We start from the raw sequence: 25,149 nt of genomic DNA on the forward strand, positions 1-25,149 counted from the left end.
AAAGGGGTTCGCCTTCACACCATTAACCCGCGACCATCAAGTCATCTGAATGATGGTCTGCATGATGGTGCTTTCGGTGGAGATGGTCTTGGCGTTCGCCTGGTAATTGCTCTGCGCCTTGATCAGCTCGACCAGCTCCTGGGTCAGGTTGACGTTCGAAGCCTCCAGCGCATTGGACTCGACGCTACCCAGCGTACCGGTCTTGGGCTCATCGATGCCGGGAATGCCGGAAGAGAAGGTTTCGGTCCAGCGGGTGCCACCGATCTGCTGCAGCCCCTGCTCGTTGGCGAAGCTGGCCAGCGCCACCTGGCCAATGGCGCGCGACTGCTGGTTGCTGAAGCTGGCGAACAGCACACCAGTGGAGTCGATGCTCAGGCTCGACAGGATACCGGTGGCGTAGCCATCCTGGGACTGCGACATGCGCGCGGTCTCGGTGTTGTAGGACGTGGTGCTGTTCATCGACAGTTTCATGCCGTCGGCGTTGCCGGCAGCACCATTGGACGCCCAGTTGCCCGCCGCATCTTCCACCGCCGGCACCCAACCAGTCATGGTGAAGGTGTTGTTGGTCACGGTGAACGATGCACCCGCCGGGTGCCCTGTGTTATCGGCAGTCATGCTGCTGACAGAACCATCGCTACTGAAACTGATGGTGCCGGTCAGCGGCGTGGTGGAAGCAGGATCGAACGGGTTACGACCGTCGACCAACGTGTACATGGTCCATTCGTTCGTACCGGTTTTGCGGTAGAACTGCTCCATGGTGTGCTCGTTACCCTGGCTGTCGTACACCTTGGTCGGGAACGACTTGGAATAGGTCGTCTCGTCGGCAGGATCGAACGGCAGGTTCGGCACCATGGCGCCCGTGCCATCATCGATTTCCAACGGAATGTCGGTGGCCGACGAATTCAGGTTGATGCCTTGGTCGATCAACGTGGTGGCCTTGGGCTGCAGTGCCGAGGTGTCGATCTGCAGGTCAGACAGCACACCCTTCTGGATCTTGCCATTGGCATCGGCAGCGTAGCCTTGCAGGCGCAGGCCATCAGAGGTGACCACGAAGTTGTTCTTGTCGGCCTGGAAAGCACCGGCACGGGTGTAGACGCGCGAGCCGTTGTCGGAGAGGACGAAAAAGCCCTGACCCTGGATACCCATGTCCAGCACGTTACCCGTGTTATTGACGTCACCCTGGGAGAACTGCTGCGAGATCGCCGCCAGACGCACGCCGTTGCCGACCTGGTTCTTGCCCACACCCAGGCGATTGGCGCCGGCATAGACGTCGGCGAACTCGGCACGCGAGGATTTGAAGCCGGTGGTATTGACGTTGGCGATGTTGTTGCCGGTAACGTCCAGCTGCTTGTTGGCTGCGTACAGACCGCTAAGGCCGATATTGAAAGACATGAATTCGCTCCTGTGCCGCGCTAGCGGGCCTTAGATACCGATGGTTTGTACGTCAGAGAGGGAGACCTTGCCGACGCCCGCAAGGTTGAGCACCATTTCGCCGGTGGCATTGAAGCTGACGCTGGTCACCTTGGCCGGCAGCAGCGTGCTCATCTGCACCGACTGGCCATCCACGGTGGTGCTGGCGGTGAAGGTGTAGGTACCCGGGTCGACCTTCTCGCCACTGTTGTTGGTGCCGTCCCAGATGAAATCGGCATAACCGGCTGCCTGCTCGCCCAACTCGATGGTCTTGACGGTGTTGCCGTCCTTGTCCTTGATGGTGATCTTCGCTTCACTGATTGCCTGCGGCACGACGAACTGCGCATTGAAGCTCTGGGTGGTATCGACCACCGCCTTGTCGTTCTGCACCACCACCGAACGGCCGACCAGTGACGAGGCCTGAAGGGCCTGGGACGAAGCCATGGCATTGGTGATGCTGCTGACCGATTCGTTCAGGGAGGTGATGCCTTCCAGGCTGCTAAACTGCGCCAACTGGGCCACGAACTCGCCGTTCTCCTGCGGGTCCAGCGGGTTCTGGTGCTGCATCTGGGTAACCAGCAACTGCAGGAACGCGTCCTTGCCAAGCGCGTCGGTACCGGTCTTGGACGCGGTATCGGTGGCTTTCTTGGCGGTGCCACCGACGCCCGACGCAGTCAGGACATCATTGAGGTTCACACCGCTGGTGCTATCGACTGCCATGGTCTGGATTCCTTATCACTGACCCAGGGTCAGTACTTTCTGCATCATGTTCTTGGCGGTGTTCATCAGCTCGGCGTTGGTCTGGAACGCGCGGCTGGCGGAGATCATGTCAGCCATCTCCTCGACCACATTGACGTTCGGGTAGTAGACGTAACCGTCCTTGTTCGCCGCCGGATGGTTGGGCTCGTAGCGTGCTTCGAGGTTGCTCTGGTCTTCGATGATGCCCTTGACCTGCACACCCTGCCCTGCCTCACCCTGATCTTCGAACAGCGACTGGCTGCCGCCGGCTTGCGCATTCTGGAAGGTGGTGGCAAACACCGGGTGCCGCGCGCGGTAGGTCTGGTCGATGCTCGACGAAACGGTCTCGGCGTTGGCGATGTTGGAAGCAACGGTGTTGAGGCGGGTGTTCTGCGCACTCATGCCGCTACCGGCAATGTTGAAGACACTGGACAGGGACATGGTCATTCTCCGCGCAGGGCCGATACCAGCCCTTTGAATTTACTGTTGAGCAGGGTAAAGCTGGCCTGGAAGCCAATGGCGTTTTCCGTGTAGTTCGATTGCTCGATCTGGGCGTCCACGGTGTTCTGGTCGATCGACGGCTGCGTCGGCGTGCGGTACTGCAGCGTGTCGTCGGCCATTGCCAGGCCTTCGGCCTCGATGTGGCGGCTGTTGGTACGGTCCATGGCAAAGCGGCCACCGCTCTGCTGCTTCTGGCTTTCGGCGGCGAGCACCGAAGAGAAGTCCATGTCACGCGCCTTGTAATTGGGCGTGTCAGCGTTGGCGATGTTGTTGGCCAGCACTTCGGCGCGCTGGGCGCGGAAGCCCAGGGCCTTTTCATGGATGCCAAGCGCCTTGTCGAAACTGATGCTCATGTCGGGGAAACCTTCGAAGGTTGACCGGAATATCGTTGGCCAAGCTATAGCAAGGGCTGTGCCAATGTTTTGAAAGGCCGGAAACATTGGGCTGGAGCAGGGATGGCTGATGGCGCGATGCCAGAAAAGCGGCAAAAGGCTTCCGCCTGGAGAAGGGAAAGCGGCAATTGCCGGGCGGCAAAAGCGGCAAAACAAAAAATTGACGTCAAGCGGCGTGAGTGGCGACGGGGTGCAAAAGGCCTGCTTTTAGAGTGCGGGTTTCTTGAGATCGAACGCCGCGCTGGCGGCGCTCGATGTCAGGCTTCCCAAAACAGCCCGCAGCCCATCACTTGGCCTGGTAAATGATTCCCGGGCTGCACTGCACCATCTGGTAATGGTCCGGCAAACCATTGAGCGCCTCGGACGCCCCCAGGAAAAGATACCCACCCGGCTTCAGGGTGCTGTGAATACGCAGCAAGATGTCTTTCTTCACCTGTGCCGAGAAATAGATCAACACATTCCGGCAAAACACGATGTCGAACTTGCCCAGCGCGGCATAGCTGTCGAGCAGGTTGAACGAGCGGAACTCGACCCGGCTGCGAATGGCCGGTTTCACCGCCCAGCGCCCTGGCCCCTTGGTGTCGAAGTAGCGCTGCAAGCGCTCCTGGGACAGGCCACGGGCGATCGCCAGGCTGTCGTACTCGCCGGTCTTGCAGTTGTTCAGCATCGAACCGGACAGGTCGGTGGCAACGATCTGCGCACCCATCTTCAACTGGCCCAGGTTGGCGCGCTCGAACTCATCGATGGCCATCGAAATGGAGTACGGCTCCTGGCCCGACGAGCAGGCCGCCGACCACATGCGCAGGCGCTGGCCGGGGTTGTTCTTGATGAACTCGGGAATGACCTTGTTCTTCAGCACTTCGAATGGGTAGGTATCGCGAAACCACAAGGTTTCGTTGGTGGTCATCGCATCCACCACCTGCTCGCGCAAGCCGCCACGTGGCTGGGCCTGGATGCGCTGCACCAGCTCACCCAGGCTCTTGATGCCCTGCTGCTCCATCAGCTTGTTCAGTCGGCTGGAGACCAGGTACTGCTTGTTCTCACCCAGCAGGATGCCACAGGCTTTCTCCAGGAATACCCGGAACTGTTCGAAATCCAAATTACCCGTAGACACTACTGCGGCCTCTTTTCAATCACAGGTACCGGGAGTCGCCTCCCGGCTACTTCAATGCGTTGCCTTGATCCGGTCGACCACGCGCTGGGCCAGGTCGTCCGGCTTGAACTTGGCCAGGAAGTCATCGGCACCGACCTTCTTGACCATCGCCTGGTTGAACACCCCGGACAACGAAGTATGCAGGCAGATATGCAGTTTTTGCATGCGCGGGTCACTGCGGATCTCGGCCGTCAGCGTATAGCCGTCCATCTCTGGCATCTCGATGTCCGAAATCATCATCAGGAACTCTTCTTCCGGCCGCTTGCCCTCGTCCACCAGCTTGCGCAGGTAGTCCAGAGCCTGGCGCCCATCATTGAGCGCCACCACCTCGACACCGACCGTCTGCAGGCAGCGGCTGACCTGCTTGCGCGCCACCGACGAATCATCGACGGTCAGCACACGCAGCAGTACGGCCTTGTCCTGCGTCTCGGCATCGACCACACCGGCTGACACCGACTCGGACGACGGCGCCACCTCGGCCAGCACCTTTTCCACGTCGATGATTTCAACCATGCGGTTGTCCACCCGGGTGACCGCAGTCAGGTAGTGATCGCGGCCGGTGCCCTTGGGTGGCGGGTGGATCTCTTCCCAGTTCATGTTGACGATGCGCTCCACCGAGTGCACCAGAAAACCCTGGGTCTTGGTGTTGTACTCGGTGATGATCACGAAGCTGTTGCGAGTCTCTTCCTTCAGCCCGGGCAAACCGGTGGCCATCGACAGGTCGAGAATCGGAATGGTCGCCCCACGAATGTTGGCCACACCACGCACCACCGGGTGGGACTTGGGCAGCACGGTCAGCTCAGGGCATTGCAGCACCTCGCGGACCTTGAACACGTTGATGCCGTAAAGCTGCGCGCCATTGAGGCGGAACAGCAGCAACTCCAGGCGATTCTGCCCAACCAGCTGTGTGCGCTGGTTGACTGAATCCATAACCCCCGCCATGCCTGACTCCTTTTTCTTTCTGCCATTTCGTAGCCACTCCTACAGCGAGTCGGCACGGGCTTTGCTTTTTTGAGCGTCATGTACACGAAAACGACAATTTTCCGACGACTGACGCACCTGCTGAGCGGCTCGCTGGCTGCGCTGTGCCTGCTGGCACCCGGCGCTCGCACGCTGGCGGACGCGGTTACCTTGCCTGAACAGCTTATCGGTGTCACCCAAGGGTTTCTTGAATTCACCGTAGAGGATTACCTGGCCACGACCCAGACAGCAGGCCGCTACGAAATACAGGTCAACTCGCTCGACCCGCGCCTGCGCATGCCCCTGTGCAGCCAGCAACTGGACGCCTCGCTGGAAAGCCCGGCGCAGCCACTGGGGCGTGTAACGATACGTGTAGCCTGCAACGGCGCCGCGCCGTGGACCGTCTTCGTACCGGCAACAGTGCGGCTGTTCCGCGATGTGGTGGTGGTTACCCGCCCGCTGAAGCGCCAGAATATCGTTGGCGAAGGTGACGTGGCCCTGCGCGAACGTGACGTTGGCACCCTCACCCAAGGCTTTCTCACCGACCTCGACCAGGCGGTCGGCATGAAGATGCTGCGCCCGACGGTGATCGACCAGGTGCTGACCCCGCAGCACCTGGAGCAGGCCGAAGTGATACGCAAGGGCGATCATGTGGTGATCATCGCCCGCAGCGGCAGCCTCGCCGTACGTATGCCCGGCGAGGCCCTCAGCAAGGGCGGCCAGGGCGAACAGATCCGGGTGCGCAACCTGAATTCGCAGCGGGTAGTGAAGGCCCGGGTCACGGCCCCCGGCCAAGTGGAGGTCGCCATGTAGATTGGGCTGGCGGTGTGCAACCGCTTTTCCTAAACTGTGTCAGAACGGGTTCGCGGGCTTGCCGACAGGCGGCTAAGCATTTGTGCCTAAAGTTTCTTTCGGGATGGCCGAAAACATGGCAAGCGTCCAAATACCCAGGGGTTTCTGATCATGGTCATCGACTTCAGTCGTTTGAATAACTCTCCGTCCATCACGGGCGGCGTTCGCGGCAATGCCGCGCCCGGCAACGCCGACAAGTCCGGCGAAACCACCGCGCCGAAAAGCGCAAGCGCCAGCGGAGAAGCGGTACACCTCAGCCAAGAGGCCCAGCAGTTGCAAAAGGTCAGCGACAAGCTGCGCGACCAGCCCGTTGTCGACAATGCCCGCGTGGCACAGTTGAAACAGGCGATCGCAGATGGCAGCTACCAGGTCGATGCCGGCCGGGTCGCCAGCAAACTGCTCGATTTCGAAGCCCAGCGCTGACCGTTCGGCGCGCTGACTTCACGGACGCTTGAAAAGCCAAGAGTTAGCCATGCACGACATCACATTGCTGCAACTGATCGAAGACGACATCGCCCCTACCCAGGAGCTGCTCGACCTGCTTGAGCAGGAGGCAGTCGCCCTGCACGGGCGCGATATGGCGCCGCTGGAGGGCATTCTGGCCCGCAAGCAGTCGCTGATCGTTCTGCTCGAGCAGCAAGGCCTGCGACGCAATCACCTGCTCACCAGCCTCGGCCTCAGCGCCGACCGCGCCGGGGTGCAGGCCGTCGCTGCGCAGTCGCCGAACGGTGAAGTCATCATGCAACAACTCAACGTGCTGACCGAATTGATGGAAACCTGTCAGAAGGTCAACGAGACCAATGGCAGGATCGTTCAGGTACAACAGCACGTCACAGCCAACCAGATCAGAATCCTCATGGGCGGCGACTCTCCGTCGCTCTACGACAGCCGTGGCGCCACCTCGCCATTGGCCAAGCCCCGGGCGCTCAGCCAAGTGTGATTAGTTCTATCAAGGCACGGAACATACTGGCAAAATGCCGTTACTTGCGTGTGTCGTTTTTGCCTGGAGATTGATAACCCGTGTTCAATGAGACCGATGCTCCGCAGCCGCCAAAGGTGCTGAACACTCCTTTGGAGATTGCGGCCAACCTGCGCCAGTTGATGGAGAGCCATGATCCTTTGATCATCACCTTCCATGAGCGCAGCCAGCGCTTTCAGAGCTACGTGGTTCATGTGGACCGTGACAGCAATACCTTGGCGCTGGACGAGATGATCCCGCGCGATGGCGAAAAATTCATCGAGAACGGCGAGCCGTTCCGCGTCGAAGGTTTCCATGACGGCGTACGCATTGCGTGGGAGTGCAACCACGAACTGAGGATCACCGAGGTAGATGGCCACCGCTCATACCGCGGTGCCCTGCCGGACGAGATGACCTACCACCAGCGCCGCAATGCATTTCGCGCCGCGCTGAAGCTGTCGCAGCTGGTCGATGTGATTCTCGACGGCACCCACCTCAAGGGCAATGGCGCTTTGCGCGGCAAGCTGCTGGACATCTCCGCCACGGGCTGCAAACTGCGCTTTGAAGGCAATGTCGAGGAGCGCCTGCAACTGGGCCAGGTTTACGAGCGCTTCAAGGCCAGCAACCCGCTGGGGCTGGTGGACACCATGGTCGAGCTGCGCCACCTGCATCACGAAGAGCGGATCAACACCACCTTTGCCGGCGTGCGTTTCCATAACCTCAATGGCCAGGCGCAGCGCAAGATAGAGAGCTTCGTATACCAGTTGCAGCGCGAAGCGCGGCGGTTCGATAAAGACGATTATTGATCGCCTGCCGAACGCGCAAACGCCACCTCAAGACTAGTGCCAGTCTTTCAAGCGATTTAGCGCCGCTTTGCGGCCCATCGCCGGCAAGCCGGCTCCCACAGGGTCTGCGCAGCTCTTGAAGTCTGCGCTGTACCTGTAGGAGCCGGCTTGCCGGCGATGGGCTGCGCAGCAGCCCTAATAAAGCTAATTTTTTTGTGCCTACCCCGGCCCCGCCTCAAACCGGCTTGCTAACCTCGCCCGGATCAGCCGGTTCGGCCTTCTCTTCCGCCTCGGTATCTTCAGCCGCCACCGGCGCCTGCATCACCTCCTGCACGGTCTGTTCATCCACCCGCGGGTCGAGCGCCGCCGACAATGGCGAACCCGCCGCCGGCATAGCCACGTGCCCCAACGGTGCATCCTGTACCTGGTGCAGCCCGGTGACCGCCTTCGGACGAATCCGCCACACCAGCACCAGCGCGAAGAACACGAAGAAGGCATACAGCATCTGCGCGCCCAGCACCTTCATCAGCACCCCCGCCGCCAGCGGCCCGATGCACGCCCCCACGCCGTAGGTGACCAGCAGCATGGCGGTCAAGGAGACACGCCGCTCGCTTTCCACGTGGTCATTGGAAAAAGCGACAGCCAGGGGATAAAGGCAGAACTGCAGCAGCGAAATCAGAAAGCCGATACCGAACAGCAACTCCAGTGGCACATTGGGCAGGATCGCCAGCGGCGCCGCCGCCAGCGCCAGGCCCACAGCCACGCTGCGGATCAGCACGGCCCGGTCATAACGGTCGGACAACCAGCCCAACGGCCACTGCACCAGCAGCCCGGCAAAGATGCAGCTACCCATGAACAAGCCGATCTGCTCGGTGGAAAGCCCCTGGCTGGACGCATACAGCGGCGCCAGGCCGTAGAAGGAGCCGACGATCAAACCCGAACCAAGCACGGTGCTCAGCGACTGCGGCACGCGCTTGATGAAGAATTTAGGCTCCATCGGTGCCGGGCGCAGCGGCGCCGGGTGAATGCGCCGGGTCATCGCCACCGGCACCAGGCACAGGGCGAAGCACATCGCGACCAGCATCAACAGCTCAGGGCCAAGCTCGGGGTGCACCACCAGAATCAGCTGACCGAGCACCAGCCCCAGGTAGGAGGCAATCATGTAGCCGCCGAACACCGCGCCGCGGTGCTTGGCGTCGGCCTGCTCGTTGAGCCAGCTTTCGATGACCATGTACTGGCACATCATGCCCAGGCCAACGAGCATCCGCAGCCCGACCCAGGCCGGTAGCCAGTTGGTCATGCCATGGCCCAGCACTGCCGCGCAGACGATTCCGGCGCAGGTGGTATAGGCCCGGATGTGCCCTACCCGGCCGATCAGTCGGTGGCCAACCTTGCCACCAACAGCCAGGCCGAAATAGTTGGCCGCCATCAAGGCACCGACCCATAGGCTGTCGACATGATCGGCCGCCAGGCGCAGTGCCAGGTAAGTACTGAGCAGACCCGAGCCGATAAGCATCATCAAGGCAGCGAAATACAACGACTGAAACGGCTTCCAGATGTTTCGCATACGTCCCGTCGGGCTCCCTGGTCAGGTGGCGTTGGCTTGCTGGCAAGCATAAAAGCAAATCAGCCACGGCGCAGTCCCCTGCCTGCGAAATAGCAGAACAGGGGCGCGCGCAGTAGCGTTCGTGTCGCGCTCAGGCTTGTGCCGCCAACACTCGCCGCTCCCACGGCGTGATCTCGTTGTAGAAATCAGTCAACTCGAGCGTCTTGGCCGCAGCGTAACCTTCGATGAACTCAGCCCCGAACAGTTCCCGGGCCAAGGCGCTGCGCTTGAGGCGCTCCAGCGCCGCGTGCAGGGTGCATGGCAGGCTCAGGTGCTCAGGCACCTCGAACTCACCCTGGATGGCCGGTGCAGGCTCCAGGCGCTGCTCGATGCCGTGCAGGCCGGCTGCCAGGCTGGCGGCAACGGCCAGGTAGGGGTTTGCATCTGCACCCGGCAGGCGGTTCTCGACCCGCCGCGCTACGGGGGCGCTGGCCGGAATACGTAGCCCCGCAGCGCGGTTGTCCTCCGACCAACAGGCATTGTTCGGCGACGCATACGGATGGCACAGCCGCTGGTACGAGTTGACATTGGGCGCGAACAGCGCAGTGAAATCGGCCATGCACGCCTGCAGGCCGCCTATGAAATGATGGAAGGTCTGGCTCGGCCGCCCCTGGTCATCGCTGAACACGTTTCGCCCCGTGGCGATCTCCACCAGGCTCTGATGAATATGCATCGAGCTACCCGGCGTATGCGCCAGGGGCTTGGCCATGCACACCACTGTCAGGCCATGCTTGAGCGCGACTTCCTTGAGCAGGTGCTTGAACAGGAAGGTCTGGTCGGCCAGCAACAAGGGGTCACCGTGCAGCAGGTTGATTTCGAACTGGCTGACGCCCATTTCATGCATGAAGGTGTCGCGCGGCAGGCCCAGCGCCGCCATGCACTGATAAACCTCCTGAAAGAACGGCCGCAGGCCGTTGTTGGAACTGACACTGAATGCCGAGTGGCCGAGCTCGCGGCGGCCATCCTTGCCCAACGGCGGCAAAAATGGCTGTACAGGGTCACTGTTGGGCGCAAAGACGAAGAACTCCAGCTCGGTTGCAACGACCGGCGCCAGGCCCAAAGCGGCGTAGCGGGCGATCACCGCTTTGAGCAGCCCGCGGGTGGACAGCCCTGACGGCCGGCCATCGAGCTCATTGGCATCGCAGATCGCCAGCGCCAGGCCCTCCTCGCTCCAGGGCAAGCGGTGGATCTGCGCAGGCTCCGCCACCAGGGCCAGATCACCATCGTCGCTGCCGTAGTACTTCGCTGGCGGGTAGCCCCCCATGATGCATTGCAACAAGACGCCACGTGCCATTTGCAGGCGCCTGCCTTCGAGGAAGCCTTCGGCAGTCATGACCTTGCCACGGGGGACACCGTTAAGGTCGGGAGTGACACATTCGATCTGGTCGATGCCCTGGAGGTGCTCGGCGAGCGAGCGCGGGGCTGCGGTGGTCATGACGCTTGTCCTTGTTGTTATGGGCTGGCAACAACATAGGCTGGGGGTGTTTAAAATATCAAGCACCTGCATCCGCAACGATGCAGTTGTTGCCCCCTCACTCGCGCAGGGTCATGCCATTGGACGGCAATGGCAGCGCCGTTTTATACCGCACCTGCTTCAAGGCAAAGCTCGACCGTATGTTCGCCACCCCCGGCAGCCGCGTCAGGTAATCGAGAAACCGCTCCAGCGCCTGGATGCTCGGCAACAGCACCCGTAGCAAATAATCGGGGTCGCCAGTCATCAGGTAGCACTCCATCACCTCCGGCCGCTCGGCTATTTCTTCCTCGAAGCGGTGCAGCGCCTGCTCTACCTGCTTCTCCAGGCTGACATGGATGAACACATTGACATCCAGCCCCAGCACCTCTGGCGACAGCAAGGTCACCTGCTGGCGGATCACGCCCAGCTCTTCCATGGCCTTGACCCGGTTGAAACAGGGCGTGGGCGAGAGGTTCACCGACCGCGCAAGTTCTGCGTTGGTGATGCGGGCGTTGTCCTGAAGGCTGTTGAGAATGCCGATATCGGTACGATCGAGTTTGCGCATGAGACAAAATCACCGGTTTTTTGTGTTTATGCGGAATGTTTATCTGCGCCGCTCGCTAAAGGCAATCAACTTGAGAGAAAAATTCTCCCGGCGTGTCACTACTATGTAATTGACGCTGACCTGCCAGTCACAAGCCGGTGATCAGCGGCGGCCGCTTCAGAGCTCACAAAAACAACATCCGAGCGAGCGTAAAAAGCATGAACGAGTACGCCCCCCTGCGTTTGCATGTGCCCGAGCCTACCGGCCGGCCAGGCTGCCAGACCGATTTTTCCTACCTGCGCCTGAACGACGCGGGTCAAGTCCGTAAACCGCCCATCGATGTCGATGCTGCCGACACTGCCGACCTGTCCAACAGCCTGGTCCGCGTGCTCGACGAGCACGGCGATGCGCTTGGCCCATGGGCCGAAGACATCGATCCGCAGCTGCTGCGCCAAGGCATGCGCGCCATGCTCAAGACGCGGATATTCGACAGCCGCATGGTGGTCGCCCAGCGCCAGAAGAAGATGTCCTTCTACATGCAGAGCCTGGGCGAAGAAGCTATCGGCAGCGCCCAGGCGCTGGCGCTGAACCGCACCGACATGTGCTTCCCCACCTACCGCCAGCAAAGCATCCTGATGGCCCGCGACGTGTCGCTGGTGGAAATGATCTGCCAGCTGTTGTCCAACGAACGCGACCCGCTCAAAGGCCGCCAGTTGCCGATCATGTATTCGGTGCGCGAAGCCGGCTTCTTCACCATCAGCGGCAACCTGGCGACGCAGTTCGTACAGGCGGTCGGCTGGGCCATGGCCTCGGCGATCAAGGGCGATACCAAGATCGCCTCGGCCTGGATCGGCGACGGCGCCACGGCCGAGTCGGACTTCCACACCGCGCTGACCTTCGCCCACGTATACCGCGCCCCGGTCATCCTCAACGTGGTCAACAACCAGTGGGCGATCTCCACCTTCCAGGCCATCGCCGGCGGCGAATCGACCACCTTCGCCGGCCGTGGCGTGGGTTGCGGTATCGCCTCCCTGCGTGTGGACGGCAACGATTTCGTCGCTGTATATGCCGCCTCGCGCTGGGCCGCCGAACGCGCCCGCCGTGGCCTGGGCCCGTGCCTGATCGAGTGGGTCACCTACCGCGCCGGCCCGCACTCAACCTCCGACGACCCGTCCAAATACCGCCCTGCCGACGACTGGAGCCACTTCCCGCTGGGCGACCCGATCGCCCGCCTGAAGCAGCACCTGATCAAGATCGGCCACTGGTCCGAGGAAGAACACCAGGCCGTCACCGCCGAGTTCGAAGCGGCCGTCATCGCGGCGCAAAAGGAAGCCGAACAATACGGCACCCTGGCCAACGGCCACATCCCGAGTGCAGCTTCGATGTTCGAGGACGTGTACAAGGAAATGCCCGACCACCTGCGCCGTCAGCGCCAGGAACTGGGGGTTTGAGATGAACGACCACAACAACAGCATCAAACCGGAAACCGCCATGGCCACCACTACCATGACCATGATCCAGGCCCTGCGCTCGGCCATGGACGTCATGCTTGAGCGCGACGACAACGTGGTGATCTACGGCCAGGACGTGGGTTACTTCGGCGGCGTGTTCCGCTGCACCGAGGGCCTGCAGACCAAGTACGGCAAGTCGCGCGTGTTCGACGCGCCGATCTCCGAGAGCGGTATCGTCGGCACCGCCGTGGGCATGGGTGCCTATGGCCTGCGGCCGGTGGTGGAAATCCAGTTCGCCGATTACTTCTACCCCGCCTCCGACCAGATCGTCTCGGAAATGGCGCGCCTGCGCTATCGCTCGGCCGGCGAATTCATCTCGCCACTGACCCTGCGCATGCCTTGCGGTGGCGGCATCTACGGTGGCCAGACCCACAGCCAGAGCCCCGAAGCGATGTTCACTCAGGTGTGCGGCCTGCGCACGGTGATGCCCTCCAACCCGTACGACGCCAAAGGCCTGCTGATCGCCTCGATCGAATGCGATGACCCGGTGATCTTCCTGGAGCCCAAGCGCTTGTACAACGGCCCGTTCGACGGCCACCACGACCGCCCGGTGACGCCGTGGTCCAAGCACCCGCAAAGTGCCGTGCCGGACGGTTACTACACCGTGCCGCTGGACAAAGCGGCCATCACCCGCCCAGGCAACGACGTCACCGTATTGACCTACGGCACCACCGTCTACGTGGCCCAGGTGGCCGCCGAGGAAACCGGTGTGGATGCCGAAGTGATTGACCTGCGCAGCCTCTGGCCGCTGGACCTGGACACCATCGTCGCGTCGGTGAAAAAGACCGGCCGCTGCGTGGTGGTGCATGAAGCCACCCGTACCTGCGGCTTCGGCGCCGAACTGGTAGCGCTGGTGCAGGAGCATTGCTTCCATCACCTCGAAGCGCCCATCGAGCGCGTCACCGGTTGGGACACGCCCTACCCTCACGCACAGGAATGGGCGTATTTCCCAGGCCCTTCGCGGGTAGGCGCGGCATTGAAACGGGTCATGGAGGTCTGAATGGGCACGCACGTCATCAAGATGCCGGACATTGGCGAAGGCATCGCGCAAGTCGAACTGGTCGAATGGTTCGTCAAGGTCGGCGATGTGATCGCCGAAGACCAGGTGGTGGCCGATGTCATGACTGACAAGGCCACCGTGGAAATCCCTTCGCCGGTCAGCGGCAAGGTGCTGGCCCTGGGCGGCCAGCCGGGTGAAGTGATGGCGGTCGGCAGCGAGCTGATCCGCATCGAAGTGGAAGGCAGCGGCAACCATGTGGATGTGCCGCAGGCCAAGCCGGTAGAAGCCCCAGCAGCCCCAGCAGCCGCCAAGGCAGAACCGCGTGTCGAAGCGCAACCGGTAGCCAGCCCGGCTGTCTCGGCGCACACCGCCGCGCCGATCGTGGCGCGCCAGGCCGACGAAAAACCTCTGGCCTCGCCTGCCGTGCGCAAGCGCGCCCTGGATGCCGGCATCGAACTGCGTTACGTGCATGGCAGCGGCCCGGCCGGGCGCATCCTGCACGAAGACCTGGATGCATTCATCAGCAAGCCGCAGAGCCCTGCGGGCCAGGCGCCAGGCGGCTACGCGAAACGCACCGACAGCGAACAGGTGCAAGTGATCGGCCTGCGCCGCAAGATCGCCCAGCGCATGCAGGATGCCAAGCGCCGTGTGGCGCACTTCAGTTATGTCGAGGAAATCGACGTCACCGCACTCGAAGCCCTGCGCCAAGAGCTCAACAGCAAGTACGGCGACAGCCGCGGCAAGCTGACCCTGCTGCCATTCCTGGTCCGCGCCCTGGTCGTGGCACTGCGCGACTTCCCGCAGATCAACGCGACCTACGACGACGAAGCCCAGGTCATCACCCGCCATGGTGCGGTGCATGTGGGGGTCGCCACACAGGGCGACAACGGGCTGATGGTACCGGTGCTGCGCCACGCCGAAGCGGGCAGCCTGTGGGGCAACGCCGGCGAGATTTCCCGGCTGGCGAGCGCCGCACGCAACAACAAGGCCAGCCGCGAGGAACTGTCCGGCTCCACCATCACCCTGACCAGCCTGGGCGCCTTGGGTGGCATCGTCAGCACACCGGTGGTCAACACACCGGAAGTGGCGATCGTCGGGGTCAACCGTATCGTCGAGCGGCCGATGGTGATCGATGGCCAGATCGTTATTCGCAAGATGATGAACCTGTCCAGCTCGTTCGACCACCGTGTGGTCGATGGCATGGATGCCGCGCTGTTCATCCAGGCTGTACGTGGCCTGCTTGAACAACCCGCCTGCCTGTTCGTGGAGTGAGCATGCAACAGACTATCGACACCACCCTGCTGATCATCGGCGGCGGCCCTGGCGGCTACGTGGCCGCCATCCGCGCCGGGCAACTGGGCATCCCCACCGTGCTGGTGGAAGGCCAGGCGCTGGGCGGCACCTGCCTGAACATCGGCTGCATCCCGTCCAAGGCACTGATCCATGTGGCCGAGCAGTTCCATCAGACATCCCGCTACACCGAGCCGTCCGAACTTGGCATCAGCGTCTCCACGCCACGCCTGGACATCGGCCGCAGCGTGGCCTGGAAGGACGGCATCGTTGACCGACTGACCACTGGCGTCGCTGCACTCCTGAAAAAACACGGGGTCAAGGTCATCCATGGCTGGGCGAAGATCCTCGACGGCAAGCACGTCGACGTCGATGGCCAGCGCATCCAGTGCGAGCACCTGCTGCTGGCCACCGGCTCGAACAGCGTCGAACTGCCCATGCTGCCGCTGGGCGGGCCGATCATTTCTTCGACCGAAGCCCTGACCCCCCGAACACTGCCCCAGCATCTGGTGGTGGTTGGCGGCGGCTATATCGGCCTGGAGCTAGGCATCGCCTACCGCAAGCTGGGCGCGCAGGTGAGCGTGGTGGAGGCGCGTGAGCGCATCTTGCCGACCTACGACAGCGAGCTGACCGCGCCGGTGGCCGAATCGCTGAAGAAGCTGGGCATCGCTGTGCACCTTGGGCACAGCGTCGAAGGTTACGACAGCGGTTGCTTGCTGGCCCGCGATGCTCAAGGTGCACAGCTGCGCCTGGAGGCCGACCGGGTGCTGGTGGCCGTTGGCCGCCGCCCGCGCACGCACGGCTTCAATCTGGAAAGCCTCGAACTGAAGATGAACGGTGCGGCCATCGCCATCGACGAACGCTGCCAGACCAGCATGCGCAACGTCTGGGCCATCGGTGACGTGGCCGGCGAACCGATGCTGGCACACCGCGCAATGGCGCAAGGTGAAATGGTCGCGGAAATCATTGCCGGCAAGGCACGACGGTTCGAGCCCTGCGCAATTGCAGCGGTGTGTTTTACAGACCCGGAAGTCGTTGTGGTCGGCAAGACCCCGGAACAGGCCAGCCAGCAAGGGCTGGACTGCATCGTCGCGCAGTTCCCCTTCGCCGCCAATGGCCGCGCCATGAGCCTGGAGTCGAAAACCGGCTTCGTGCGCGTGGTGGCGCGGCGTGACAATCACGTGATCCTGGGTTGGCAGGCGGTTGGCGTGGCGGTTTCAGAGCTGTCCACAGCGTTTGCCCAGTCATTGGAAATGGGCGCGCGGCTGGAGGATATCGCGGGCACTATCCACGCTCATCCGACCCTGGGCGAAGCGGTGCAGGAAGCGGCATTGCGCGCGCTGGGCCACGCCCTGCACATCTGACACTGAAGCGGCTTCGGCCGATTTGGCCCGCAGCGCCCTCGGCGCTGCGGGCTTTTTTTCATTCGGCGATGCTGCATTGGCCTGCAGACATGCTGATGATCAGTTCAAACGCGGAAGTAGCCCACCGACGAATCGAACGGCAGGCGCTTGAGTTCGATCTTGTTCAGATCCAGCACGTCACGCAGCGCGGCAGTCTCGCCAGGGAAGTTGCGGTAGGCGACTTCGTCCAGCACCACGATCGCGCCTTTAGGCATGTAAGGCAGGAAAGTCTCCAGCGCCACCTTGGTGGACGAATACAGGTCCGTGTCGAGGATCAGCATGGCCACTACCAGATCGGGGCGGGTTTTCACAAAGGCAGGCACGGTTTCCAGAATGTCGCCCTTGACGATCTCGCAGCGCGGGATCCGATTGACCGGGCGAATCAGATCGTTGGCCTCGATCATGTCCTGAATCAGGGTCTCGTCGGTGTCGGAGAACATGCTTTCGTTGATATCGGCTGGATCCTGCTCGGCATCGATGCTGGCAAAGCCGCCGAAGGTATCGAAACCGATGATCGAACGGTTGATCGCATAGGGTTCCAGAATCATCGATAGCTGCATGTACAGCATCAACGAGTTGCCTTTGTATACGCCGCACTCGACGATAGCGCCCGGAATGTCCTGCACCATCTTGAACAGTTCGATGCGCGAAAGCGCAGCGGTCACGGCGATACGGTTGGCAAACACGAACGGCGCATCAGCCACGTATTGGGCATCGACACGGCTCAGCACGCTGGCGCGCTTTTCGTTGTACTCGACCTCGGCAGCAGTCAGACGACGCTTGGTCATGGGTTAACTCCCTGGAATTGCGAAAAGTCGCTGGCATTGAAAAAGTCTTTGAAGCCGGCCTCTGCATCCGAACAACCGTTGTCGACGTTCGGTGCACCGCGCTTATGCAGCAGGTCTTGCAGGTGGATCAGGCGGAAGTCCACGCTGAACCGTACCTTGTCGGTGAAGTTGGCTACGGTGCCGTGTAGATGGGCACCAGAGAAAATCAGCATTTCGCCACTGTTGGCAGCCACACGCAGTTCGCCGCTGGTATCGATGTCTTCCAGCGGCACCGGGTGTACCCGGGTTTCTTCGGTAATGTTCTGCGAAGCCTTGTGCCGTTGCACATGGATCCAGTCATTGAGGCTCCAATCGGCGGAGCTGTTGCGCACCGGCCGCTCGAAATAGGCCGGGTTGATCATCATGGTCTGTTCGGGCTCGATGCTGTACACCGGCATCCAGGTATTCACCTGGCTTTCCACGCTGCCGTACCAGGTATCGCGGTGGGGCTTGTATGCGTAACTCACACCTGCATGCAGGTATTCGTAGTTGGGCACTACACGCACACGAGGCACGTCGAAGATATAGTCCTTGGGGTCGGCCCCAATCTCGCGAATGAAATCGCGGATCAACGCCTTGGCCTGCGGGCCATTGGTAAACTGCCGCTTGAGCGCCGTGACGCGCTCTACGAAAGTCTCCACCGGCATCATTTTGTGCAGCGACTGGTGGTCAGTTTCGCCATCAAAGGCGGCGGTGATGCTCTGCCGGGCCAATGCACACAGCTCATGTGCATTGCCAAGGCCGGTTTCCAGGAAGATATCACCCCTGAACAGCGAGCCCCGGTAGTCCGGCTTGTTCTTCACCTGATTGACATAAAAATTCATACTTGCCCCTTCAGGACCTCATTGAGACCAATGCCCACCACGAACTACGTCGACTGGCAGCGGTGCATGGATTGAAGCGGACGCAAGGCGACGCATCCAGCCGCTGAGGGCGGGAACTCCAACCACGGCGATACAGGTGCATTGCCTGTATCCAGTGCTTCAGTGATCGGCATGCCGGCAGGAAACTTTAAGCGTGCGTGCAGCCGATGCAGGCCATATGTCGGCTATTGGTGGCCTTCGCTGGCATACACGCCGCGTACCTGTTCCACGCTCGGAAAGTGCTCGGTAATCAACCCGCGCTGTATAGTCTTGTGCTGGGTGAACGGATACTCACGCTCGATGAACGTGGGCTCACTGGCATTTTCATAGCGCCCACTCACGGAAATCCGCAAACGTTCATCCCCTTCACGGGAAGACCGATGAATGGTGAAGTTCGACATCAAGCAAACGCCGCCCTTGCCGACACAGACAGGAACGAAGTCATCTTCCTTGAAGTGCTTTTCGTCGACCCTCAACACATGCTGTTCCTGGTCGCCGCTAAGCAGGCCCAGCAAATGGCTGCCGGGCATCACCTCCATGGTGAACAACTGCGGGTCGATGTCCATGAACGGGATCCAGGTGGTGATGGTATCCAGGCTGCCCTGGACTGAAGTCCAGTCCTGGTGCACGTCGAACCCCTGATAACCTCCCGGGATCACCAATTTTTTCGACATCAGATGCAACACAGGGGTGGTCTGGAACAACGGAGTGACGACGCCCAGGTCGGCAGCTGCGTCGCGCAGGCGCTCGGCGGTCATCAGCCGGTAGACGCCGTACAGCTTGGAGCACATGCGCAGCGTCGCCAGATAGAGAGGAACGCTCGCCCCCAGCAGTGCGGCCATGTTCAGGTGCAGGGCTTCAAGGGTAGGGCCACCAGCGACAGGCAGAGCCATGCGGTCCAACTGTTGGGCAAATGCCAGATTGAAGTGGGCAAGGGTTTCATCGAGATGAAGCGGGTCGAAAATGCCGTCGGCAACCAAGTAACCCTGCTCGCGATAAAAGCGGATTTGATTTCGATCAAGAATCTTTCCCATCGGCCCGGTGCCCTTTTTTGTTACGCAAGCGGAGGTGCTATCGTGGCCAGCAGTATACACAGCGTACGCTCAGCTCCGGTTGACCTGACTCATCCTCGAACACCCTGGATACCCTGATGCCAAAAGTTGTCATTTTCGGAGTGCTGGACACCGCCCAACTGGCGCACTACTACCTGAAAAAAGACCCTGCAGTGGACGTGGTCGGCTTTACCGTGCACGAACGCTACCTGCCGGAATCGAGAATGTTCGAAGGGCTGCCGGTGGTGCCTTTCGAAACCCTGCAGGACTATTTCCCAAGCACCCACTACAAGCTGTTTGCCCCCATGACCGGGCGCAAGATGAACCGCCTGCGTGAGTCGGTGTACATTCAGGGCAAGGAAAAGGGCTACGACTTCATTAGCTATGTCAGCCCCAATGCCACGGTGAACGACAACGTCATCGGTGAAAACTGCTTCATTCTCGAAGACAACACGCTGCAACCTTTCACCACCATCGGCAACAATGTGGTGATGTGGAGCGGCAACCACATCGGCCACCATGGCGAGATCCGCGACCATGTGTTCTTTGCTTCCCATGTGGTCCTCTCCGGGCATTGCCTGGTCGAGCCTTACGCCTGGTTCGGCGTCAACGCGACCATCACCAACAATTGCACCATCGGCGCAGGTACCTGCGTCGCCATGGGTGCGCTGATTTCAAAAGACACTCAACCCTGGCAGCTCTACATCGGCGCACCCGCGCGCGCGGTAAAGAGCAGTCAGGAACTGGATTTTTAGGTAGAGCATGGCCTGGAAAAAACTCGGTAGAACCTTCGACCCTGATAAAGACTGGGTCGGCTCCCACGCCCAAGTGCCCACCGCGCTGGTGCTGGACGATGTGATTCGGGTATTCATCTCCACCCGCAATAGCACAGGCAAAAGCCTGTGCTACGCGGTAGACCTGGACAAGCAGGACCCGCGCACCGTCGTGGCCCGCCACCGAGAACCTTGCCTGGGTTTCGGCGCCCCCGGCACCTTCGATGACGAAGGCGTGATGCCCAGCTACGCCCTGAAAAAAGATGGCCGCACCTACCTGTACTACAGCGGGTGGAACCAGCGCCTGACCGTGCCCTACCACAATGCCATGGGCGTCGCGGTTTCTGACGATGACGGGCTGCACTTCGAAAAACTGTTCGAAGGCCCGATCATGGATCGCACTGCAACCGAGCCCTACCTGGCCGTGACGCCCACCGTGCTGTTCGACCAAGGCCTGTGGAAGATGTGGTACGTGTCCGGTACACGCTGGCTGGAGGTGGACGGCAAATACGAGCCGTTGTACGTGATCAAGTACGCCGAATCCAAAGACGGATTCGAGTTCACCCGCTTCGCGCCGCAATGCCTGGAATCGCGCTTTGAGACCGAAGCCTTTTCCCGCCCCTGCGTCATCAAGGAAAACGGGATTTTCAAGATGTGGTACTGCTCCCGCGCATCGCAGGACTACCGCAACGGCGCAGGCTCGTACCGCATCCGCTACGCAGAGTCGCCCGACGGCAGGACCTGGACCCGCCATGACGATGCGGGTATCGCACCGTCAGCCGAAGGCTGGGACTCGCTGATGACCTGCTACCCGTTCATCTTCCAGAGCGGCGAGCGCACCTACATGCTGTACAACGGCAACCGTTTCGGGACCAGCGGCTTCGGCCTGGCCCAGTGGAGTGATGATGAATAACGAACAGCTTCAAAACGAAGTCTACAAACTCGAATCCACCGCATCGGATTTGCAGTACGCCTTTCGTGACAAGTTGCGCGACATGTACCTGAACAGCCCGCTCTCTGACGACGACGTGCTTTTCAATATCGGCCTGTATACCCGCAGCTCAGTATTGGTGAAGTTCATCGTCTTGAGCGACCTGTACAAACGCTTCAAGCATATCCCGGGGATGATCTGCGAGTTTGGCACCTGGTACGGCCACAACCTGGTGCTGCTGGAAAACCTGAGGGCCATGTACGAACCGTTCAACAAACAGCGGCAGATCGTCGGCTTCGACACCTTTGAAGGCTATTGCGCACCGGGTGAAAAAGACTGCAAGGAAAGCGGTGTGTGGGTTGAGAACTCCTACTCCACCAAAGCCAGCTACAAGGATTACCTGAGCGAACTGCTGCAGGTGCACGAAGGCAACAACGTGCTGGGACACAAGCGCGGAGTACATCAACTGGTTGCGGGGGACGTCTGTCAGACCGCGCCCGAATTCTTCAAGAACAACGGCTCGGCCATCGTCGCCTTCGCCTACTTCGACATGGGTCTGTACGAGCCGACACTGGCAGCGCTCAAGGCGATCAAGCCACACCTGGTTTCCGGCAGCATGCTACTGATGGACGAGCTGACATGGGCTCAAGCACCCGGCGAAGCACTGGCCTTCAAAGAAGTCTTCACCCCTTCCGAATACACCCTGGAGAAGTGCGAGCTGTACCCCTCCAAATGCATCGTCACGATCAGGTGAAGCGCCCATGATTTCCAGCGAGGTATTCGACCGGCGCATGGCGGAGCAAGGCTGGGTTATCTTCGAGAGCGCCATCCCGATCGCTATCGTCGAGCAGATGCGTGAAGACATCCACAAGGCCTATGCAATCTGCCGCGACTACCAGATCAAGAACGGCATCGATCAGGACACCAGTTACACCGTGCACCACCTGATCGGCCAGTTTGGCAGTTTTCTCGACTGCCTGAAGGCCTACCCTATCTATGCCTTCATCGAGCGCTATTTCGGTGGGCAGTTCATCCTCAACTCCTATGGCGGGGCCATCAACACCCGCGACAGCCAGTCTTACGCCCAGCGCGTTCACCGGGATATCCGTTCTTTTTCCGGTGATATGCCGTTGCTGCTGAACACACTGGTGATGCTCGACGACTTCACCGCCGCCAATGGCGCGACCTGGATGCTCTCCGGTTCGCACAAGGCCGAAGCCAAGCCGACTGACGACTATTTCATGGCCCACGCCGAACAGGCTATCGCCCCGGCCGGCAGCATCCTGATGTTCAATTCCAATGTCTGGCACGCCGGCGGCAGCAACGTTACCGACCGGGTGCGCCGCTCGGTCACGCCGATGTTTTCCAAGCCGTTCATCAAGCAGCAATTCGACTACCCGCGGGCCCTGGGTTATGACCTGGGGCCAAACCTCGACCCGATGATGCGCCAGGTCATCGGCTATAACGCGCGGGTACCCGCAACGCTGGACGAGTGGTATCAGCCACCGGCCAGGCGCATGTATCACTCCAACCAGGGTTAACCATGTCACGCGACCTGAACACCGAGTACCAGGACACGGAAAACCGCCTGTACGCCTACGATTTCGACTACATCCACCGCGACTACATGCTCAAGGCGCTCAACGGGCAGTTTCGCCCTGGAAATGCGCTGGAAATGGGATGCTATCACGGCGAGTTCACCAAAAAGTTGCTGCAGGTCTTCGATGACGTGACCGTGCTTGAAGGGGCCACCGACCTGATCGAAGTCGCCCGCAAGAACGTTGGCGATGCGCGCGCAACATTCATCCTGGGTCGGTTCGAAGACACTACCCTGGAGCGTCGGTTCGACAACATCTTCCTGATCCATACCCTCGAACATCTCACCGAGCCACAGCCGGTACTCAAGAAGATACGCGAGTGGCTGGCGCCGGGCGGCCGGCTGTTCATCGTCGTGCCCAATGCCAATGCGGCGTCACGGCAGATCGCGGTGGGCATGGGGCTGATCGACTTCAATGCGGCTGTTACCGATGGCGAGCGCAAGCACGGCCACCGCTGCACCTACAGCCTCGATACACTTGAGCACGAGGCGTTACAGGCCGGCTTCCAAGTGACCCAGCGCGGCGGCATCCTGTTCAAGCCGATGGCCAACTTTCAGTTCGATGCAGCCTTGCGTGCCGGCATCATCGACCAGGCGTTCTTCGAAGGCTGTTACAAGATGGGCATGAAATACCCGGACCTCACTGCGAGTATCTATGTAGTCTGCCAGGCTTGAACCTCAGAGGTAATCGTAGGCCGCCAAGTGCGGCCCGATGCCCTCGGCGCCAACCTCCATCAGGGCATCGATGATCGACAGGTACGGTGTGAAACCCTCGCAGCGTTGGCGATAGGCCAGTACCCGCATACCGATGAAACGCAGATCTATATTGGCGTCGGCGAACCTCTCCGGCTCATAGAGCGAGCGCCCGCCCTGGGCATTGATATAGCAGGTTGCACCTTCATGGCGGCAGATATCCAGAATCCGCGCCTGCGCCGTAAGTTGAGCGTTGCCGTAGACCTGGCTGCTGGTAACGAGCCGCGTCGATTGGCCCATGAAGTTGGCCAACACCTGAATTTGATGACTCAGAAAACCCGCGAGGTTGTTGTCTTCGTGCGCCAGAATATGCTCGATCACTGGAAATACCTGATCGAAACAGGGTGCCTTGCGATAGGCCATTTCCACGCTGCGTAGCATGCGTCGTTGCCACTGAGCAGCAGGTGCAATTTCTATTTCGTTGATCTTGCGGTTTTGCGAGGCCTGCAACAACGGCAGCGTGATCATCCCTGGCGCCCCGTTAATCAGGATGCGATTGCGGTTGATCCACCCCCGCGTGATGAAGTTGACGTCATCGTAGACTACGAAGCAGTCTGCGGCCTTCAATAGTTGCCAGTAGCCAATGTAGGGAAACAGGTACGGCTGCATGATCGCCACCCTGGTCATGCACCGGCCCCGGCGATCAAACCGACAATGAAGTCCACGGTGCCGAAATCCAGGTCAGGATAGATCGGTAGGCAGATCACCTGCTCCACCGCCTGATGCGCTACCGGCAGGTTGTCGGCGCTGGACGATGGATACCCACGGTACATCGGCAGGCCACTGATCAGGGGCTGGAAATAACGCCGCCCATGAATGTCGTGAGCGGCGAGGTGCGAGAACAGCGCATCACGGCCAAGAGCAAACTCAGGCCCTACCAGTATCGGGAAGTACGCATGATTGGCGACTGCCTCGCCCCTGCCCTCGATACAGCGAATACCCGCAATCCCCGCAAGCCCTTCGCGATAACGCTGGTCGATCAGCCGCCGCTTCCCCAGCGCTTCATCCAGGCCCTCCAGTTGCAACAGGCCAAAGGCTGCGTGAATTTCGCTGAGCTTGCCGTTGGTGCCGGTCAGTTCTACGGTGCTTCCGTCGGCAGACAGACCAAAGTTCTTCAACTGGTCGATGCGCCGCTTGGTCGCCTCGTCGCGACAGATGACAGCGCCGCCCTCGAAGGTACTGAACACCTTGGTAGCGTGGAAGCTCAGGGTCACGAGGTCGCCGTGGCGCAGCAGGCTGCCGTTTGTATCCTGAACACCAAAAGCATGTGCCGCGTCATAGATCACCTGCAGGCCATGGCGCTCGGCAATCGCGCGTATCGCCTCCACATCGCAGGGATGGCCATAGCAGTGTACCGGCAGGATGCCTGTGGTCTGGTCGGTGATGGCCGCCTCGATGCGTGCCGGGTCTAGGTTCAGGGTGTGCGGGTCGATATCGACGAACACCGGCGTCAGATTGTTCCATAGCAGCGAATGGGCAGTGGCAACAAAGGAGTACGGCGTGGTGATCACCTCACCGCTGAGCCCGGCCGCCTGCAACGCCGTTATCAGCGCCTGGGTACCGTTGCAGAATAGCGAAATGTGTTCCACGCCCAGGTAAGCGCACAGCGCCGCTTCCAGTCGCTGGTGCATGGCTGCGCCATTGGTCAGCATGCGGCTGTCCCAAATTTCCCGCAGGTATGGCAAGAAAGCCTCCAGCTCGGGCAATGCGGGCTGGGTCACGAAAACGGGGGGCCGACCATTCATGAGCGGTGTTCCTGCGGCTGGCGGCGTTGGCCGGCCTTGTGTTGTTCAGGCG

The 25,149-nt window shown here is 60.9% G+C and carries 28 protein-coding genes; 14 read left to right on the forward strand and 14 right to left on the reverse strand.

The features are described from left to right. Positions 1 to 36 precede the first annotated feature (36 nt). Genes flgE through flgB form a run of 4 tightly spaced genes read right to left on the reverse strand, consistent with a single transcriptional unit; the run spans position 37 to position 3,002 of the window. Positions 37 to 1,392: a flagellar hook protein FlgE gene (gene flgE / locus NGJ21_RS01780; protein WP_204918584.1), complete on the reverse strand. Its 1,356-nt coding sequence runs from the start codon at positions 1,390 to 1,392 to the stop codon at positions 37 to 39. Between the two features lie 30 nt (positions 1,393 to 1,422). Beyond that, positions 1,423 to 2,130 (reverse strand): flagellar hook assembly protein FlgD, encoded by a 708-nt coding sequence (gene flgD / locus NGJ21_RS01785; protein ID WP_174142103.1) that lies wholly within the window; start codon positions 2,128 to 2,130, stop codon positions 1,423 to 1,425. Between the two features lie 15 nt (positions 2,131 to 2,145). Further along, positions 2,146 to 2,589 carry a flagellar basal body rod protein FlgC gene (gene flgC / locus NGJ21_RS01790; RefSeq protein WP_012315561.1) on the reverse strand — a complete coding sequence of 148 codons (444 nt, stop codon included), beginning with the start codon at positions 2,587 to 2,589 and terminating at the stop codon, positions 2,146 to 2,148. A gap of 2 nt (positions 2,590 to 2,591) precedes the next feature. Next, positions 2,592 to 3,002 (reverse strand): flagellar basal body rod protein FlgB, encoded by a 411-nt coding sequence (gene flgB / locus NGJ21_RS01795; protein ID WP_012315562.1) that lies wholly within the window; start codon positions 3,000 to 3,002, stop codon positions 2,592 to 2,594. A gap of 102 nt (positions 3,003 to 3,104) precedes the next feature. Here flgB and NGJ21_RS01800 point away from each other — a divergent pair, with 102 nt between their 5' ends. After that, a complete protein-coding gene (locus tag NGJ21_RS01800) occupies positions 3,105 to 3,347 on the forward strand; it encodes a hypothetical protein (RefSeq protein WP_147405220.1) in 243 nt (80 codons plus the stop codon). On the opposite strand, the gene cheR is transcribed toward NGJ21_RS01800, so the two are convergent. Further along, a complete protein-coding gene (cheR, locus tag NGJ21_RS01805; protein ID WP_115274170.1) occupies positions 3,328 to 4,155 on the reverse strand; it encodes a protein-glutamate O-methyltransferase CheR in 828 nt (275 codons plus the stop codon). The genes NGJ21_RS01800 and cheR overlap by 20 nt on opposite strands. 51 nt (positions 4,156 to 4,206) lie before the next feature. After that, positions 4,207 to 5,136, reverse strand: coding sequence for a chemotaxis protein CheV (locus NGJ21_RS01810; RefSeq protein WP_039601392.1), 930 nt, complete (start codon positions 5,134 to 5,136; stop codon positions 4,207 to 4,209). A gap of 78 nt (positions 5,137 to 5,214) precedes the next feature. On the opposite strand from NGJ21_RS01810, the gene flgA reads away from it, so the two are divergent. The 4 genes from flgA to NGJ21_RS01830 all read left to right on the forward strand — a co-directional run bounded on the left by flgA (position 5,215) and on the right by NGJ21_RS01830 (position 7,770). Then, entirely contained in the window at positions 5,215 to 5,967 is a 753-nt protein-coding gene (gene flgA / locus NGJ21_RS01815; protein ID WP_046785379.1) for a flagellar basal body P-ring formation chaperone FlgA, read from the forward strand. 150 nt (positions 5,968 to 6,117) lie between these two features. Further along, positions 6,118 to 6,429 carry a flagellar biosynthesis anti-sigma factor FlgM gene (gene flgM / locus NGJ21_RS01820; protein ID WP_046785380.1) on the forward strand — a complete coding sequence of 104 codons (312 nt, stop codon included), beginning with the start codon at positions 6,118 to 6,120 and terminating at the stop codon, positions 6,427 to 6,429. A gap of 49 nt (positions 6,430 to 6,478) precedes the next feature. After that, positions 6,479 to 6,946 (forward strand): flagella synthesis protein FlgN, encoded by a 468-nt coding sequence (locus NGJ21_RS01825; protein ID WP_125925159.1) that lies wholly within the window; start codon positions 6,479 to 6,481, stop codon positions 6,944 to 6,946. 80 nt (positions 6,947 to 7,026) lie between these two features. Beyond that, on the forward strand, positions 7,027 to 7,770 hold the full coding sequence (locus NGJ21_RS01830) for a flagellar brake protein (RefSeq protein WP_125925158.1): 744 nt from the start codon (positions 7,027 to 7,029) through the stop codon (positions 7,768 to 7,770). A gap of 214 nt (positions 7,771 to 7,984) precedes the next feature. On the opposite strand, the gene NGJ21_RS01835 is transcribed toward NGJ21_RS01830, so the two are convergent. The 3 genes from NGJ21_RS01835 to bkdR all read right to left on the reverse strand — a co-directional run bounded on the left by NGJ21_RS01835 (position 7,985) and on the right by bkdR (position 11,373). Continuing rightward, positions 7,985 to 9,316: an MFS transporter gene (locus NGJ21_RS01835; RefSeq protein ID WP_046785382.1), complete on the reverse strand. Its 1,332-nt coding sequence runs from the start codon at positions 9,314 to 9,316 to the stop codon at positions 7,985 to 7,987. 130 nt (positions 9,317 to 9,446) lie between these two features. Further along, positions 9,447 to 10,688 carry a glutamine synthetase family protein gene (locus NGJ21_RS01840; protein ID WP_251961878.1) on the reverse strand — a complete coding sequence of 414 codons (1,242 nt, stop codon included), beginning with the start codon at positions 10,686 to 10,688 and terminating at the stop codon, positions 9,447 to 9,449. 199 nt (positions 10,689 to 10,887) lie between these two features. Beyond that, positions 10,888 to 11,373, reverse strand: coding sequence for a Bkd operon transcriptional regulator BkdR (gene bkdR, locus NGJ21_RS01845; RefSeq protein WP_012315571.1), 486 nt, complete (start codon positions 11,371 to 11,373; stop codon positions 10,888 to 10,890). A 197-nt stretch (positions 11,374 to 11,570) separates the two neighbouring features. On the opposite strand from bkdR, the gene NGJ21_RS01850 reads away from it, so the two are divergent. Genes NGJ21_RS01850 through lpdA form a run of 4 tightly spaced genes read left to right on the forward strand, consistent with a single transcriptional unit; the run spans position 11,571 to position 16,517 of the window. Next, positions 11,571 to 12,803: a 3-methyl-2-oxobutanoate dehydrogenase (2-methylpropanoyl-transferring) subunit alpha gene (locus NGJ21_RS01850; protein WP_012315572.1), complete on the forward strand. Its 1,233-nt coding sequence runs from the start codon at positions 11,571 to 11,573 to the stop codon at positions 12,801 to 12,803. 1 nt (position 12,804) lies between these two features. Further along, positions 12,805 to 13,863, forward strand: a complete 1,059-nt coding sequence (locus tag NGJ21_RS01855; RefSeq protein ID WP_012315573.1) for an alpha-ketoacid dehydrogenase subunit beta — start codon at positions 12,805 to 12,807, stop codon at positions 13,861 to 13,863. Continuing rightward, positions 13,864 to 15,135: a dihydrolipoamide acetyltransferase family protein gene (locus NGJ21_RS01860; protein ID WP_251961726.1), complete on the forward strand. Its 1,272-nt coding sequence runs from the start codon at positions 13,864 to 13,866 to the stop codon at positions 15,133 to 15,135. A gap of 2 nt (positions 15,136 to 15,137) precedes the next feature. Next, positions 15,138 to 16,517: a dihydrolipoyl dehydrogenase gene (gene lpdA / locus NGJ21_RS01865; protein ID WP_251961727.1), complete on the forward strand. Its 1,380-nt coding sequence runs from the start codon at positions 15,138 to 15,140 to the stop codon at positions 16,515 to 16,517. A gap of 104 nt (positions 16,518 to 16,621) precedes the next feature. Here lpdA and NGJ21_RS01870 read toward each other — a convergent pair whose 3' ends face one another. From NGJ21_RS01870 to NGJ21_RS01880, 3 genes are all read right to left on the reverse strand, one after another. Further along, the gene (locus NGJ21_RS01870; protein WP_012315576.1) at positions 16,622 to 17,344 is read right to left on the reverse strand and encodes a TylF/MycF/NovP-related O-methyltransferase; all 723 of its coding nucleotides are present in this window, start codon (positions 17,342 to 17,344) and stop codon (positions 16,622 to 16,624) included. After that, positions 17,341 to 18,207, reverse strand: coding sequence for a 2OG-Fe(II) oxygenase family protein (locus tag NGJ21_RS01875; RefSeq protein WP_039602838.1), 867 nt, complete (start codon positions 18,205 to 18,207; stop codon positions 17,341 to 17,343). Before NGJ21_RS01875 ends, NGJ21_RS01870 begins: the two co-directional genes overlap by 4 nt. Positions 18,208 to 18,431: 224 nt before the next feature. Continuing rightward, positions 18,432 to 19,280, reverse strand: a complete 849-nt coding sequence (locus NGJ21_RS01880) for a phytanoyl-CoA dioxygenase family protein (RefSeq protein WP_119687568.1) — start codon at positions 19,278 to 19,280, stop codon at positions 18,432 to 18,434. Positions 19,281 to 19,396: 116 nt separating this feature from the next. Here NGJ21_RS01880 and NGJ21_RS01885 point away from each other — a divergent pair, with 116 nt between their 5' ends. From NGJ21_RS01885 to NGJ21_RS01905, 5 genes are read left to right on the forward strand one after another with little or no spacing between them, the layout of a single operon-like run. After that, complete coding sequence (locus NGJ21_RS01885) at positions 19,397 to 20,053, forward strand: acetyltransferase (protein ID WP_251961728.1); 657 nt, start codon at positions 19,397 to 19,399, stop codon at positions 20,051 to 20,053. 7 nt (positions 20,054 to 20,060) lie between these two features. Beyond that, positions 20,061 to 20,984 (forward strand): glycoside hydrolase family protein, encoded by a 924-nt coding sequence (locus NGJ21_RS01890; RefSeq protein WP_251961729.1) that lies wholly within the window; start codon positions 20,061 to 20,063, stop codon positions 20,982 to 20,984. Further along, the gene (locus NGJ21_RS01895; RefSeq protein ID WP_119687571.1) at positions 20,977 to 21,756 is read left to right on the forward strand and encodes a class I SAM-dependent methyltransferase; all 780 of its coding nucleotides are present in this window, start codon (positions 20,977 to 20,979) and stop codon (positions 21,754 to 21,756) included. Before NGJ21_RS01890 ends, NGJ21_RS01895 begins: the two co-directional genes overlap by 8 nt. A 7-nt stretch (positions 21,757 to 21,763) precedes the next feature. After that, a complete protein-coding gene (locus NGJ21_RS01900; protein ID WP_125924507.1) occupies positions 21,764 to 22,543 on the forward strand; it encodes a phytanoyl-CoA dioxygenase family protein in 780 nt (259 codons plus the stop codon). A gap of 2 nt (positions 22,544 to 22,545) precedes the next feature. Beyond that, positions 22,546 to 23,274, forward strand: a complete 729-nt coding sequence (locus tag NGJ21_RS01905) for a class I SAM-dependent methyltransferase (protein WP_119687573.1) — start codon at positions 22,546 to 22,548, stop codon at positions 23,272 to 23,274. 3 nt (positions 23,275 to 23,277) lie between these two features. Here the strand turns inward: NGJ21_RS01905 and NGJ21_RS01910 are convergent, their stop codons facing one another. Both NGJ21_RS01910 and NGJ21_RS01915 read right to left on the reverse strand, forming a co-directional pair. Next, the gene (locus tag NGJ21_RS01910; protein ID WP_231386169.1) at positions 23,278 to 23,961 is read right to left on the reverse strand and encodes a WbqC family protein; all 684 of its coding nucleotides are present in this window, start codon (positions 23,959 to 23,961) and stop codon (positions 23,278 to 23,280) included. A 14-nt stretch (positions 23,962 to 23,975) separates the two neighbouring features. After that, positions 23,976 to 25,097, reverse strand: coding sequence for a DegT/DnrJ/EryC1/StrS family aminotransferase (locus tag NGJ21_RS01915; RefSeq protein ID WP_119687575.1), 1,122 nt, complete (start codon positions 25,095 to 25,097; stop codon positions 23,976 to 23,978). Positions 25,098 to 25,149 lie beyond the last annotated feature (52 nt).

It is taken from the genome of Pseudomonas sp. Marseille-Q5299, assembly GCF_943737035.1.
Lineage (GTDB): Bacteria > Pseudomonadota > Gammaproteobacteria > Pseudomonadales > Pseudomonadaceae > Aquipseudomonas > Aquipseudomonas putida_E.

Bases quoted from the DNA above. Each gene is read 5' to 3' on its own strand.
- flgE (WP_204918584.1), bottom strand. From the start codon at position 1,392: ATGTCTTTCAATATCGGCCTTAGCGGTCTGTACGCAGCCAACAAGCAG.
- flgD (WP_174142103.1), bottom strand. From the start codon at position 2,130: ATGGCAGTCGATAGCACCAGCGGTGTGAACCTCAATGATGTCCTGACT.
- flgC (WP_012315561.1), bottom strand. From the start codon at position 2,589: ATGTCCCTGTCCAGTGTCTTCAACATTGCCGGTAGCGGCATGAGTGCG.
- flgB (WP_012315562.1), bottom strand. From the start codon at position 3,002: ATGAGCATCAGTTTCGACAAGGCGCTTGGCATCCATGAAAAGGCCCTG.
- NGJ21_RS01800 (WP_147405220.1), top strand. From the start codon at position 3,105: ATGGCTGATGGCGCGATGCCAGAAAAGCGGCAAAAGGCTTCCGCCTGG.
- NGJ21_RS01810 (WP_039601392.1), bottom strand. From the start codon at position 5,136: ATGGCGGGGGTTATGGATTCAGTCAACCAGCGCACACAGCTGGTTGGG.
- flgA (WP_046785379.1), top strand. From the start codon at position 5,215: ATGTACACGAAAACGACAATTTTCCGACGACTGACGCACCTGCTGAGC.
- flgM (WP_046785380.1), top strand. From the start codon at position 6,118: ATGGTCATCGACTTCAGTCGTTTGAATAACTCTCCGTCCATCACGGGC.
- NGJ21_RS01825 (WP_125925159.1), top strand. From the start codon at position 6,479: ATGCACGACATCACATTGCTGCAACTGATCGAAGACGACATCGCCCCT.
- NGJ21_RS01835 (WP_046785382.1), bottom strand. From the start codon at position 9,316: ATGCGAAACATCTGGAAGCCGTTTCAGTCGTTGTATTTCGCTGCCTTG.
- NGJ21_RS01840 (WP_251961878.1), bottom strand. From the start codon at position 10,688: ATGACTGCCGAAGGCTTCCTCGAAGGCAGGCGCCTGCAAATGGCACGT.
- bkdR (WP_012315571.1), bottom strand. From the start codon at position 11,373: ATGCGCAAACTCGATCGTACCGATATCGGCATTCTCAACAGCCTTCAG.
- NGJ21_RS01850 (WP_012315572.1), top strand. From the start codon at position 11,571: ATGAACGAGTACGCCCCCCTGCGTTTGCATGTGCCCGAGCCTACCGGC.
- NGJ21_RS01855 (WP_012315573.1), top strand. From the start codon at position 12,805: ATGAACGACCACAACAACAGCATCAAACCGGAAACCGCCATGGCCACC.
- NGJ21_RS01860 (WP_251961726.1), top strand. From the start codon at position 13,864: ATGGGCACGCACGTCATCAAGATGCCGGACATTGGCGAAGGCATCGCG.
- lpdA (WP_251961727.1), top strand. From the start codon at position 15,138: ATGCAACAGACTATCGACACCACCCTGCTGATCATCGGCGGCGGCCCT.
- NGJ21_RS01870 (WP_012315576.1), bottom strand. From the start codon at position 17,344: ATGACCAAGCGTCGTCTGACTGCTGCCGAGGTCGAGTACAACGAAAAG.
- NGJ21_RS01875 (WP_039602838.1), bottom strand. From the start codon at position 18,207: ATGAATTTTTATGTCAATCAGGTGAAGAACAAGCCGGACTACCGGGGC.
- NGJ21_RS01880 (WP_119687568.1), bottom strand. From the start codon at position 19,280: ATGGGAAAGATTCTTGATCGAAATCAAATCCGCTTTTATCGCGAGCAG.
- NGJ21_RS01885 (WP_251961728.1), top strand. From the start codon at position 19,397: ATGCCAAAAGTTGTCATTTTCGGAGTGCTGGACACCGCCCAACTGGCG.
- NGJ21_RS01890 (WP_251961729.1), top strand. From the start codon at position 20,061: ATGGCCTGGAAAAAACTCGGTAGAACCTTCGACCCTGATAAAGACTGG.
- NGJ21_RS01895 (WP_119687571.1), top strand. From the start codon at position 20,977: ATGAATAACGAACAGCTTCAAAACGAAGTCTACAAACTCGAATCCACC.
- NGJ21_RS01900 (WP_125924507.1), top strand. From the start codon at position 21,764: ATGATTTCCAGCGAGGTATTCGACCGGCGCATGGCGGAGCAAGGCTGG.
- NGJ21_RS01905 (WP_119687573.1), top strand. From the start codon at position 22,546: ATGTCACGCGACCTGAACACCGAGTACCAGGACACGGAAAACCGCCTG.
- NGJ21_RS01910 (WP_231386169.1), bottom strand. From the start codon at position 23,961: ATGCAGCCGTACCTGTTTCCCTACATTGGCTACTGGCAACTATTGAAG.
- NGJ21_RS01915 (WP_119687575.1), bottom strand. From the start codon at position 25,097: ATGAATGGTCGGCCCCCCGTTTTCGTGACCCAGCCCGCATTGCCCGAG.